This window comes from Paenibacillus sp. J22P59, from assembly GCF_059383895.1.
In genome coordinates, this window is the sequence record NZ_JBXENX010000008.1 from 150,601 (window position 1) to 163,569 (window position 12,969).

At 48.7% G+C, this 12,969-nt stretch carries 12 protein-coding genes; 2 read left to right on the plus strand and 10 right to left on the minus strand.

Annotated elements, in window-relative coordinates; translation table 11 throughout:
* Positions 1–37: 37 nt before the first annotated feature.
* From AC50YO_RS15520 to AC50YO_RS15565, 10 genes are all read right to left on the minus strand, one after another.
* Positions 38–940, minus strand: a complete 903-nt coding sequence (locus tag AC50YO_RS15520) for a DUF2167 domain-containing protein (protein WP_494848371.1) — start codon at positions 938–940, stop codon at positions 38–40.
* Positions 941–1,194: 254 nt separating this feature from the next.
* Complete coding sequence (locus AC50YO_RS15525) at positions 1,195–2,583, minus strand: ADP-ribosylglycohydrolase family protein (RefSeq protein ID WP_494848373.1); 1,389 nt, start codon at positions 2,581–2,583, stop codon at positions 1,195–1,197.
* Between the two features lie 45 nt (positions 2,584–2,628).
* Positions 2,629–3,570 carry a nucleoside hydrolase gene (locus tag AC50YO_RS15530; RefSeq protein ID WP_494848374.1) on the minus strand — a complete coding sequence of 314 codons (942 nt, stop codon included), beginning with the start codon at positions 3,568–3,570 and terminating at the stop codon, positions 2,629–2,631.
* A gap of 25 nt (positions 3,571–3,595) precedes the next feature.
* Positions 3,596–4,537: a nucleoside hydrolase gene (locus AC50YO_RS15535; RefSeq protein WP_494848714.1), complete on the minus strand. Its 942-nt coding sequence runs from the start codon at positions 4,535–4,537 to the stop codon at positions 3,596–3,598.
* Positions 4,538–4,560: 23 nt separating this feature from the next.
* On the minus strand, positions 4,561–5,499 hold the full coding sequence (locus AC50YO_RS15540; protein ID WP_494848375.1) for an ABC transporter permease: 939 nt from the start codon (positions 5,497–5,499) through the stop codon (positions 4,561–4,563).
* Between the two features lies 1 nt (position 5,500).
* Positions 5,501–6,562, minus strand: a complete 1,062-nt coding sequence (locus tag AC50YO_RS15545) for an ABC transporter permease (protein WP_494848377.1) — start codon at positions 6,560–6,562, stop codon at positions 5,501–5,503.
* Positions 6,559–8,103: an ABC transporter ATP-binding protein gene (locus tag AC50YO_RS15550; RefSeq protein ID WP_494848378.1), complete on the minus strand. Its 1,545-nt coding sequence runs from the start codon at positions 8,101–8,103 to the stop codon at positions 6,559–6,561. The genes AC50YO_RS15545 and AC50YO_RS15550 overlap by 4 nt, the downstream gene beginning before the upstream one ends.
* A gap of 100 nt (positions 8,104–8,203) precedes the next feature.
* Complete coding sequence (locus tag AC50YO_RS15555) at positions 8,204–9,286, minus strand: BMP family lipoprotein (RefSeq protein WP_494848380.1); 1,083 nt, start codon at positions 9,284–9,286, stop codon at positions 8,204–8,206.
* Positions 9,287–9,312: 26 nt separating this feature from the next.
* Positions 9,313–10,242 (minus strand): ribokinase, encoded by a 930-nt coding sequence (gene rbsK, locus AC50YO_RS15560; RefSeq protein ID WP_494848381.1) that lies wholly within the window; start codon positions 10,240–10,242, stop codon positions 9,313–9,315.
* On the minus strand, positions 10,239–11,237 hold the full coding sequence (locus AC50YO_RS15565; RefSeq protein ID WP_494848383.1) for a LacI family DNA-binding transcriptional regulator: 999 nt from the start codon (positions 11,235–11,237) through the stop codon (positions 10,239–10,241). Before AC50YO_RS15565 ends, rbsK begins: the two co-directional genes overlap by 4 nt.
* 314 nt (positions 11,238–11,551) lie before the next feature.
* Here AC50YO_RS15565 and AC50YO_RS15570 point away from each other — a divergent pair, with 314 nt between their 5' ends.
* Both AC50YO_RS15570 and AC50YO_RS15575 read left to right on the plus strand, forming a co-directional pair.
* A complete protein-coding gene (locus AC50YO_RS15570) occupies positions 11,552–12,139 on the plus strand; it encodes a Crp/Fnr family transcriptional regulator (protein WP_494848385.1) in 588 nt (195 codons plus the stop codon).
* A gap of 57 nt (positions 12,140–12,196) precedes the next feature.
* Positions 12,197–12,928 carry an SDR family oxidoreductase gene (locus AC50YO_RS15575; protein WP_494848387.1) on the plus strand — a complete coding sequence of 244 codons (732 nt, stop codon included), beginning with the start codon at positions 12,197–12,199 and terminating at the stop codon, positions 12,926–12,928.
* Positions 12,929–12,969 lie beyond the last annotated feature (41 nt).

Below are 12,969 nucleotides of genomic sequence, written 5' to 3' on the forward strand. Positions count from 1 at the left end.
GCCTCCTCATGTGACGATGTCTTATTACCTTCAAATATTACATATACCCGCCGTGATCTCTTTTCTTCTTGATGAGTCGGCTTAACCAGCCCCAGACTGCTCCAATAGCAATAATCACAATAATGCCGAACTTCTTGATGAATACCAGTATGATGCCGAGCAGTCCAACCTTCTTCGCCAGTAGCAGCCCAGCTCCGCCAAGAACCAAGCCGGATAAGCCGTACTCCGCTTTCTTGTCTATGCTTGGGTTGTAATCCTCATACCGGTTGCCCTCCTTCGCCCTGAAAGAGGATAGTACCTGCTCCTCCATCTTTATGCGATCTGCTGCCAGATTCTCCGGATCAGTTACGAGAATTAGCGAGATAACGCCTTGTCTTGTCAGTATGTTAACGGTATAGTTAACCAGCTTCTCATTCGCAGCAGTATGCCCCAGCAAGGCCCAGCTCAGAGCATGCAGCTTCTCATCATAGAACGGCTCTACATCCCATCCATCGACGAACACATGGTTTTCTGGCGCAACCTCTTTATTAGCCTCCTCAGTACCCTTCTTATAATCTCTTAATAGCCGCTTGGCATCAATCTTGTCCTTCTCACTCTCTGCAATATAACCTGTCTCTTCATATTCGAAGTAAACACCCCATTGCTCATTCTCATTATAAGGAAAGAGAAAGCCGATCTCATTCCCTGTCACGGTCTCTCCCTCCTCCTCTTTAAAAATTCTCGCATCCGCTCCAGTTAGAAAAATAACATTCTCATTAAGCGTCAATTCCGCGAGGCCATTGCCCAATGTGACGGTCTGTCCACGGCCTTCAATCCAATTTATTTCTTTTTTCTGGCCTTCTGCTTCCGCTGCTATAGCCATAGAAGTAGGCAAGGCCATACCGCACAGTACTACTAGCATGATCAGCCGATAAGTCATTGCTGTCATTCTGTTAATCATTCTCTACCATCCCTTTTATGTAAAATATATCCTCGACAATAATATCAAAATTTATATAATTTTGATATATTAATCAACAACATAATCAAAATAAAAGGAGCATCACATTATCCAGCTAAAAATAATGAAAATTTATTGTCATGTACATTTTCTCTTCCATTTCTTAAACACGAATAGGCCAGCCAACAAGGTTGGCTGACCTGTTCATACGGGGGGCGGCCTGTCCAAGCTGCCCCTCTATTCATGTGCGCTTCTTATACGCTATGCTTCCGAACCGCTGCAACTGTCCAATCGGACAGCCCGCTGATCTTCATTTTTTTCATGCCTCTCAAATAAGTATCCAGCTCGTCGCCAATCGGATTCGTCCATTTGGTGTCAATGGAGGACTTACCATTCATAATGCCCAGAGCGGATACAATCTGCGCGGCATTGCAATCGACATCTTGCCCAGCCATTGCAATGATGTTCATCGTTGCATCAAAGTCTCCGTTGCCATACCATAGCGCCACCACTTCCGCCATCGCATTCGGATAGGCATGAATCCAGTTGTACTCTTTGAATTTATCCTCACATAGCGCCCAAGTCTGCTGCCAATCCTCATGCTCGCGGCACCAGCTTAGCGCAGTGGATACAAATTCATAGTACTCACTATCTGCCGGAATCGCAGCAACCGATAATTCAACGATCTTCCGAATGTCCTGCTCGACGAAAGCAAGCGATACGAATACGGCATTGAATATTTCTCCAAGGACGCCGTTGCCCGCATGAGATACGATGCCATCCTTCCATGCTAGTCTAGCCGCTTCCTTCGGATCGCCTGGAGCAACCATGCCGCAGATCGCACCGCGCATCTGTGCGCCGATCCACTCCCGGAACGGATTATTAAGATACCCGCTGTCTGGCGGATAGACGCCGCTGCGAATGTTCTTCAAGGCAATTTCTTCTGCGGACCAGCCGCTCGGAACGAGGCCAACCCATTCTTCGGCAATCGCAGCTGACGATACCTCGTAGCCTGTTTTATCAAACGCGCTCAAAAAAGCAATCTCAAACGTAATATCATCATTATACGTATTCGGTTTGCGTACGTAATGGCGGATATCGCCGAACTTCTCTTTGAGCTTCTTAGCGGTATAACCCTCAATCGCAGTGCCTAACGCACCGCCCACGATCTGTGCGAGCCAGCCGGCATAGATGCGCGAAGAATAATCTTCCGTGTTCACATCATATGAGCCATACGATGGGAATTTGGCCTTCTGCTCATACGCTTCCCAAGTCGTATAATTCGTATAGCTCCAGTAATTCGACTGCTCATCCTTCGGCAGCTGATTGAGCTCAAGCATCAACCTCGCAGTAATCCGCTGGAGCTCTGCCATATCCTCGTTCACATAGGCCTTCTCGCCCTTCTCCAATAGAGGAAGCAAATGATCAGTGGAATAACCCATATTATGCATAGATTGCACTGCCGCTACTGCCAGCATTTCCGGTGCGCCAGAGCCTGGCACATTGCTATGCCAGAACAGCTTCAAGGTCATATCGAAAAACTTCTCTACTTCATTCATCGCCAGCCAAGTCTGTTCTTCCTCATCCAGAACAACCGGATTCGCCTCTTGCAGTAATTGGTACGCTTTTTCCCATGCTTTCATAGTGTGATTCCTCCCCCGTCATTGTACAGCCCGTTCAAGTCCTGCCTACACAACCCGACTCATGAAGTGCTCTAGAAACCGCTCTGCATCTACTTCCATACAAACTTGGATATTCGGTGCATCATGAGGGCTGTCCGCTTGCTCGACAGCATAGGTCCTTCCGAGCGTAGGTGCGCCGTCTTCCGTATCCACCTCTACATGCATCGCTTCTACCTTGCAGAAGGACGGATCAATAACCACCCCTACCGCTAATGGATCATGCAATGCGCAGCCGCCAATTCCCGGATTCCAAGTCTCGTAAGCATTCATATAGAAATCAGCAGCATCAGCTAAAAATTGGGACAGATCTGTATTCTTGTTGCGCCATTCCTGCAATCTTGTGCGAGGCAGCAGCGTCTTCATTGTGACATCCAGCCCAACTAACGTAATCGGTAGTCCCGAATGGAATACAACAGCTGCCGCTTCTGGATCACTATGGGTATTCGCCTCCGCATACGGGGTCACGTTCCCCGGTGCCTTGACAGCTCCGCCCATAATCACGACTTGACCCACCAGCTTCACGAAGTCAGGGTCAAGCTGTACAGCCATCGCCAGATTCGTAAGCGGACCAACAGCGATAATAGTGACCTCACCCGGCATGCGCCGAACCTGCTCAACCATGAACTCAGCAGCAGTCATTGCACTTGCTTGCCCTTTAGGATGAGACGCCTTCAATGCACCGCCTAATCCATCCTCGCCATGAACATGCTTGGCATCGCCCAGCACCTTATCACGAAGCAATGGCGTGCCTGCACCAGCATAGACTGGAACATTCTCGTGTCCAAGCATCTCAAGCACATACAGCGTATTGCGGGTTGCTTCTTCCATCGATACATTCCCGAACTGCGTCGTCAAGCCTAACAGCTCTAGCTCCGGGGAGTGGGCTGCATAAGCAATAGCCAGCGTATCATCAATGCCAGTATCTACATCCAATATAATCGGTTTCATCATTCGCTCACCTCAGCTATGTTAGTTACTTCTTCGGGTAGTTGGCTAGCGTCGTAATCATTAGATCCCAGAATTTATCCAAATCCAGATCAAGTGCCACATTTACATTAGGTTCTTTGCCAGTTACAGCGAGCATATCTACAACAGTCATGCCATACGTAAATTCACCATGCGTCTCGATGTCCACACGCAGCTTGCGACAGGTGAAGACAGAAGGATCAATACAATACGCGACACAGCAAGCATCATGAATCGGTGCGCCGTCGAAGCCGAATACTTCCTTGTACGTCTTCATGAAAAATTGCAGGAGCTCTTCCACAAAATTCGATACCGGGCTGCCGATTGCCTTAATCTTTTCTTGAATCTCTGGTGTCGCCAGCGCTTTATGCGTCAGGTCGAGCCCGAACATCGTGATCGGCACACCGCTTTCGAATACGACCTTAGCTGCTTCTGCATCGACGAAAATATTAAATTCTGCCGCTGGCGTCCAGTTCCCGATCGTACCTCCGCCCATAACAACAATCTCACGAATTTTCGGTACAATCGCCGGCTCCTTGCGCATAGCCATAGCGATATTCGTTAAAGGAGCAACAGGCACGAGCGTAATGTCTCCATCTGAATTCAGCAATTCCCGAATAATGAAATCAACCGCATGCTCACTCGTGATGGTCTTAGTCGGGGAAGGCAGCGTGGGACCGTCCATACCGCTGTCGCCGTGAATATCAGCAGCGGTTTCCCGCTTCCTCACGAGCGGCTGCGGGGCTCCTTTGGCGACAGGCACGTCGTTCAAGCCCGCAATCTCGCATACCTTCAACGCATTAATCGTCGTTTTCTCTACTTCAGCATTCCCTGCAACGGTTGTAATCCCGATCAGGTCTATTTTCTCGTTTGCTCCAGCCAGCAATATGGCAATCGCGTCATCATGTCCCGGGTCACAATCAATGATTATTTTTCTTCTGTCCGTCATGCTCATCCTAGTCTCATCTCCTTTTATTTAGGCAAGGCTGCAAGTCTTCGCTTATTCCGAAGCGCGAAGAACACAAGGGCAACAATCGTTACCACGTACGGGATCATTTGAATGAATTGGCTTGGGACCGGTGAATTAGGAACGGTCTGAACAATCGTCGCCAATGCACTTGCCAAGCCGAATATAAGCGCCCCCAGCATAATTCCAATCGGATTTCTATTGCCGAGCAGTACAACCGCCAAGGCAAGGAAGCCAGTACCAGCCGTCATATCCTTAACGAACATATTGGTCAGGCCGTTGGACAGGAATGCGCCTGCCAGCCCTGCGAACGCACCGCTCCACGCCAGCGCGGAATACTGAATCCGTTTAACTGGAATACCGAGGGATTGCGCCGCATACGGCGCCTCGCCCACCGAACGAAGATGTACGCCATAAGGGGTGCGATAGATCAAGAATATGCAGAATGCTACGGACAATAATGCTACCCACACCATCAGGCTGTGTCCGCTGAGCAGCTTGCCCAGCACCGGGATATCCTCGATGAATGGAATTCTCACGACCGGGATGCGTGGCGCACCTGCTGGAGAATAGTTCCCCGTCATGCCATAGAGCTTGCTCATTAGAAATATGGTGAAGCCTGAGCCAAAAATGTTAACTGCGAAGCCGGTAATAATAATATCCACCTTCATCTTGAGAGAGAAGAAGCCCATGGCATAGCTGACAAGTACAGAAACTGCGACACCTGCCATCACACCGACGAACCAGCTTCCAGTCCCCGAACCGACAGCAATGGATGTGAATGCCGACAGCAGCATTAATCCCTCAAGCCCGATATTAATAACGCCACCGATATCCGAGATCAGACCGCCCAATGCAGCCAGCAGAATTGGCGTCATGAGGCGAAGAAGTACGGCGATCAGCGACAGGTCTACAATCTGGCCCCAAATCGTTTGCCACACCATATTACTTCACCGCCTTTTGCCCGGTTTTGGCAGATCTTTGTTTGATATAAGTGAAGATGGCTTGCGCCGATACCAGAAGTACGAGCATAACTTGGATAATAACAGCAACTTCACGCGGCATGTCACTGCCGAACTGCATCGTCTGCGCTCCTACCTGAATATACGCATAGAATAGAGCGGCAACCAACACGCCAATCGGATGATTACGGGCTAGCAGAGCGATGATGATACCATCGAAGCCAAGACCTGCTGAGAAATTCTCTTTGAACGTGGAGTGAATACCAAGAACCTCCACAATCCCGGCAAGTCCCGCCAGTGCGCCGCTGATCATAACACTAAACACAATGACTTTACGCGTTGCAATCCCGCCGTAGCGAGCAAATTGACCGTTCTTGCCTACAAGCCGCAATTCATAGCCGATAGAAGTTTTGTACAATAACAGGTATACGATCACAACGGCTGCAAGCGCGATGAGAATACCTGCGTGGGCATTCATGCCAGGAAAAAGCTTGGCCAGAAGAATATCTTTATTGATATTCTCCATCTTGGCGTAGCCGCCGCCATTCGCTGATTTGAATTGATTATTGACGAAGTAGGAGGTTGTTAGAATCGCTACGAAATTAAGCATGAGTGTCGTGACAATCTCGTTGGCATTCAAGTAAGCCTTGAGTATGCCCGGTATCGCTCCGAATAAGGCTCCGCCTGCAAGCGCACAGACAATGACAAGCGGCAAATGAATCCACGGACTGAGGTCCGGTAGGTATACGCCAGCCAGTGCGCCGACGAAGGCGCCAATGTACAGCTGGCCCTCTGCACCCATGCTGAATACGCCGGATTGGAATACGACAGAGAGCGCCAGACCTGTAAGAATAAGCGGAACGGCCTTGTTCAATATCGTGCCGATATTGAACGCGCTGGATAACGGATCAAGCAGCAAGGCGCTGATTGCAGTGAGCGGTTGGCTGCTCGTAAGAAGAATGACGATGAAGCCGAAGACGAGCGCTGTCACCACTGCCGCTAATATTCCCCCTATTTCCAGAAATAAAGCCTTTGACGATTTCATCGCACCGCCTCCTGTTCCTGCTTCTTGATGCCCAGCATGTAGTAGCCAATCTCTTGCTCCGTCAGCTCCGGTGTGTTCTCCAAGACCGCTACGATCTCTCCATCATAGAGCACGATGATCCGGTCGCTCAGCGCCATGACCTCTGATAGCTCAGCGGACACCACCATGACAGCTGCGCCACCATCTCTGCGCTTCACGATCTCGCGATGAATAAATTCAATCGCTCCGATATCAACTCCGCGAGTTGGCTGGGAGGCGAGCAGCAGCCGCGGATTTTTAGACAGCTCCCGCGCTATAATCACTTTCTGGAGATTGCCGCCCGACAGCGCGCCAGCCATCGTATCCTCGTTCTGGGCGCGGACATCGAATATTTGCATCATCGTTTTGGCGAATTCTTTTACTTTTTTCTTATTAATGAATGGTCCCCGCTTAAATTCCGGATTCCGATAATGGTCCAAAATCAGATTTTCTGCAATGCTCGAGGTTAGGCTGGCTCCAGAGGTTTGTCGATCCTCCGGTATATGTCCGACCTTCAATCGGCGGATTTCTGCGACGCTTGTCCCAAGCAAGTCCTTGTCTTTATACCGAACTTCCCCTGAGCTCGCTTTGCGCAGGCCCGTAATGGCCTCCACCAGCTCGGTCTGTCCATTGCCCTCTACTCCGGCAATTCCAAGCACTTCGCCTCCGCGAATATCGAAGGAGACTCCATTCAGAGCAAGAGCCCCTTTGTCATCCATTGCACTGAGATTGCGTACAGATAATACGACGTCACCCGGCTCAGACACTGCTTTCTCGACCCGGAACAGGACATCACGACCTACCATAAGACGGGATATTTCTTCTTGGTTCGTCTCCTTCGTTAGCAGGGTAGCGATGGATTTGCCTGCCCGCAGTACCGTAATGCGATTAGAGATCTGCATAACCTCACGCAGCTTATGCGTAATGAAAATAATGGTGTGGCCTTGGCTCACCAGTGCCTTAATGGAATCGAACAGCTCATCGGTTTCTTGCGGCGTCAGTACAGCTGTGGGCTCATCCAGAATGATCAGCTTCGCACCGCGGTACAATACCTTCAGAATTTCCACCCGCTGCTTTTGCCCCACAGGAATAGTCTCTACTTTGGCGTGTGTATTCACCTTCAGGCCATAGGTGGAGATCAAATGCTCTACTTCCTTGAATTCTTTGGTGCGGTCGCGGAACATCGACAATACGCCTTTTTTCGGCTCATCGCCAAGCACGATGTTCTCCGATACCGTCAAGGAAGGAGCAAGCATGAAATGCTGGTGCACCATGCCCATGCCCTGCTTAATCGCATCTCTTGGTCCGTCAAAGGTAACCGCTTGCCCCTTGTATTCGATCGTTCCGCTCGTCGGCGCTTCCAATCCGAACAATATTTTCATCAGGGTCGATTTGCCGGCGCCATTCTCGCCTACCAAGGCGTGAATTTCTCCTTCATGAACAGTAAGATCAACGCCCCGGTTCGCGGCGGTTCCATTCGGATACACTTTGTGAATGTCCTTCATCTCAAGTAATACTGGCATCGCTATTCCCCCCAGCCACAAAATAATTCCATACGAATTCGGGGCCCTACTCCATAAATAGGGGCGTGACTTGACTTCGCCGCACCCCTATTCCGGTCACTTACAGAGACGACTTCACGGTAATTTCACCCTTGGAAAGCTTGTCTTCGATCTCTTTCATTTTATCCTTAATCGCCTGCGGCACATGCTGATCATACAGCTCGTCCTTCGATAGGCCAATTGCGCCTTCTTTAATGCCCAGCACTTCGCTCGTGCCAAACTTCAGTTCATTCTTTTGCATCAGTTCGAAAGCACGGAAGATCGACTCATCCACATTTTTGAGCATGGAAGTCAATACACTTCCCGGATACAGCGGATTCTGGTTCGCATCAACACCGATGGAGTATGCGCCTTTTTCATTCGCGCCTTCTAATGTACCCAGACCGGCAGCGGATGCTACGTTGAAGACGATGTCTGCTTTCTGCGAGTTGATCTGTGCCAGCGTTAATTCCTTGCCCTTGGGAGCATTAGCGAAATCTCCAACATAGGAAGCAACAACCTTCACATCTTTATCTACATAATGGGCGCCTTGCTCGTAGCCTGATTTGAAGTCATTAATAATCGGAATATCCATGCCGCCTACAAAGCCGATAACCTTCTCCGGATTCGCGCCTTTCAGCTCTGTGCTCGTTGTAACCAACGCTCCGAATGCACCTGCAAGGAAAGAGCCTTCACTTTGCGAATACAGCATCGAATAAATATTCGGCACATCCTTGATTGTGTCATCGAAGAAAATAAATTTCACATCGGGGTAGCGTGCCGCCAAATCCTTCGTAATATCAGCCATTTGGCTCGTGCCTACTACAACTACATTGTAGTTGCCGCTAGATACAAGAGACTCAAGACTTGCCGCCCAATCCGCTTGGTTGGTTCCGCCTTCTACCGTTTTGGATTTGATGCCAAGCTCTTTAACGGCTCTTTGCATGCCCGCTTGAGCGGAATCGAAGAAGCTTTTATCGCCAAGTGTGCTGTTCAAGAAGTATAGGGCACTGATTTGCTCTCCATTATTCGCTCCAGATCCATTCGATGCACCTGGTGACTCAGATGGTGAAGCTCCGTTATTCGGCTTGTTGCCACATGCGCTTAGAATCAAAGCAATGGATAGAAACAGTATCCCTAGTACGCTAACCTTCTTGTTTATCATGGTGGAAGTCTCCCCTTTTATGAATTCTAGTTGTGTGCTTCCCTCTTAATAAATTGCTGAGCTTCCTCCAGGCTTGGCATTGATGCTTGCGCCCCCTTGCGGGTTACCGTGAGTGCGCCGATCGCCGAGGCGAATTGGGCAGCCGCCCATATATCTTCTCCGTTCACGATAGAAGCCCCGATTGCACCCGCAAAAGCATCGCCAGCGGCTGTTGAATCGACAGCCTTGACCTTATAAGGTTCCACGAAAGCGATCTGGTCTGCATGGCGGACAATAATTCCCTTTTCCCCAAGCTTGGCATATACAGTCGATACGCCTTTGCCCAGCAGATCGGCTGCTGCCAGCTTGGCTGTCTCCTGATCGGAGACCTGAATGCCTGTTAACTGTGCAATTTCCGTCTCATTCGGAACGATGTAATCGACCATGCTCAGCAGTTCTACCGATAACTCCTGTGCAGGCGCCGGGTCGAGAAGAACCGGTACCTTATGGCGCTTAGCAATCACAATAGCTTCCTTCACGGTTTCCAGCGGCACCTCCAGCTGAACCATCAGCAGCTTCGCCTGCTTAATCAGTTCTTCCCTCCGGCGAACATCCTCCGGGGTAAGATGAAGATTAGCTCCCGGCGCTACTACGATACTGTTGTCGCCTTCGGGGTCCAGCGTTATGAACGCTACGCCAGTTGTATCCTCGGTGATCTTCTCAATTGAGCTGCAATCTACACCGGCTTGCTCCAGATTAGCTAGGAGCTGATTGGCGAATAGATCCGAACCCAATTTGCCGATCATTGCAACTTTTGCTCCGAGCTTGCTGGCGGCTACCGCTTGATTGGCTCCTTTGCCTCCTGCATTCATGAAGAAATCCCGGCCAAGCACGGTTTCTCCTCGATCAGGGCGATGATCCAGACTTACTACCATATCCATATTTAGACTGCCCACTACTACAATCTCAGCATTCATTGTTCTGCCACCCCACCACATGTTTCTCTGTGTATAAGCTTGTGCTCCATAATCCTGTTTGTAGACCCGGAGCTCACCCCCTTCATCTGATCATCCAGCAGTTGTACTGCAGTGATGCCAATCTGATAGACAGGAATCGAAATCGTACTAAGCATCGGCCGCGACATTCTACTGAATGGAATGTCATCGCAGCCGATAATCGCCACATCCTCCGGCACGCGCAGCCCTCTGCGATGGATCTCTTTCATTGCTCCAAGGGCTACGAGATCATTCGCTGCGAATAAAGCGGTTGGTTGGTACTCATCAAGCACCGCTCCCATTTGTAGTTCCCCCGACTCGTAGCTGAAGCTCCCTACACTGATGAATGGGTCAAGGCCAGCAGCTGTCATAGCGTCGAGATAACCATTCTTGCGGTTGTCTGCGGATTGGATATTTACAGGCCCCGCCAAATGAGCAATACGAGTGTGACCCTGTCCAATAAAAAAGCTGATTACTTCATGTGCAGCTTTGTAATCATCAATCAGTACGGCATCGAATGGTGCATTGGCGATTAGACGGTCACAAAGTACGATAGGCGTCTGATGGTTATTCAAATCATTAACGGTCTCTTCATCCAGGATCGAGGAAATCAATACAATTCCGGCTACCTGCTGCTCCACCATTTTATGAATATATTCTCGCTCTAGAGCCGGATCATTATCCGTGTTACTAATAAACAGCGTATATCCGAGTCGATGAGCGGCATCTTCAATGCCACGCGCCAACACCGGGAAGTAAGGGTTCGTAATGTCGGGAAGGATCAGGCCGATCATGTTCGTTCGGCTCGTAGCCAAATTTCTGGCTATGGCACTAGGGCGATACCCCAATTCCTCAATCACTCGAAGAACTCGTTCCTTGATCTCCTCCTTCACCTGAGGGTTGTGGTTAAGTACACGAGACACGGTTGCTTTGGATACATTAGCCCGTTCTGCCACGTGTAGAATCGTCGGTTTCATTCGCTTCGACTCACCTTCTTTCCTTCTTCAGAAACCGGTTTCTGAAACGGTTAAAAAAAACGTTTCTGATTCTATTTACTAAAATGAGAAAGCGGTTTCTGAATAGCTAATGATATTTGAAAGCGTTTTCTGAAAAGAATATAGCATGGCACATTTAATAATGCAAGCGCTTTCTTTTTAATATGCAAAATTTTCAGTCTTTTCACGATTTTCTAATAGATTTAGTACTATAGCTATACTAAATTTCGTATAATTATATCTACATCTACTAAATTATTCATTTTAGTCACTCTATTTTTGGAGGCGTCCCTACTATGGAAGAAGCTTTGCACCGCTGTGTCGTATTGTTAAAAAAGCTTGGTGATATTCCAGATGTAGAATGTCGCTGGTTTTTATCAAACCTGCATAAGCACCACCTTCGGAAAAATCAATATTTTATTCGAGCAGGGGAACACGCACAATCTATCGCTTTTTGCTCAGCTGGCTTATTTCGATTCTATTATACTTCTGAGGACGGCACTGAAATTAATAAAAGCTTCTGCGGAAGTGGAGAATTCGTTGCTTCATTCCGTTCGCTATTGCTCAGTAGTGAATCTCTCCTGCATATTCAGGCATTAGAGGATAGTGAGCTATGGATAATGCCTTATGAACAATTTATCGCTTTGGACAAAAGGCATGTGTGCTGGGAGCGGCTTCAAAGAAGGCTGGCAGAACTGCTCTTCATTAAAAAGGAGAACCGTGAACGAGAACTGCTTCTCTTCTCAGCCGAACAACGGTATCGTTTATTCGTCCAAGAATATCCTGAGCTGCATGAGCATATTTCGCAATACCATATCGCATCCTATCTCGGCATCACGCCTGTTGCCCTGAGTAGAATTCGCCGCCGTATGGCATTAACCTAGGTTAATGCCATACCTTCTCTCTAGCCTTATAGTAGTTATAGAGAAGGGAGCGAATAAATGATGGAGATTACAGGACATACCATTCTAATAACAGGGGGATCAGCGGGAATTGGGCTAGCCTTAGCCCAGAGATTCCTCCAGATGGATAATCGAGTGATCGTCGTAGGACGCGATCAACACAAGCTGACACGCTTGAAGCTCGCGCACCCAGTCATTGAGACAATTGCCTGTGATCTAAGTGACCACAACCAGCGCGAGCAGTTGGTCCACACCTTGAATACGAAATATACTGATTTAAGTATTGTTGTCAACAATGCAGGCGTGCAGTACAATTACTCCTTTCTTACAGAATGCCAGCCTCCGATTACAGAGGAAATTACGATTAATCTAACTGCCCCGATTGAACTATGCTACAAGCTAATTCCACTGTTAGCAACGAAGAAGGAAGCAGCTATTATCAACATTTCATCCGGTCTTGGGTTAATACCCAAAACATCTGCAGCCGTCTATTGCGCCACCAAAGCTGGCCTGCATCTGTTCAGCAAAGCTCTTCGCAACCAACTGGCGAGCACCTCCATCCGAGTATTCGAAGTACTGCCAGCCATAATAGATACGAATATGACACAGGGAAGGGGGACAAATAAAATGTCTCCTGACGAGCTCGTGGATGAATTCATGCCTGCTTTTGCAAAAAACAAAGAGGAAATCCCTATTGGAAAGGTAAGGCTGCTTCAATGGTTAATTCGAATTGCCCCTGCTGTAGCCGATCGCTTATTTAAAAAGGCATAATAACATGGAAAAGAACCGCTGATACACTCAGCGGTTCTTTT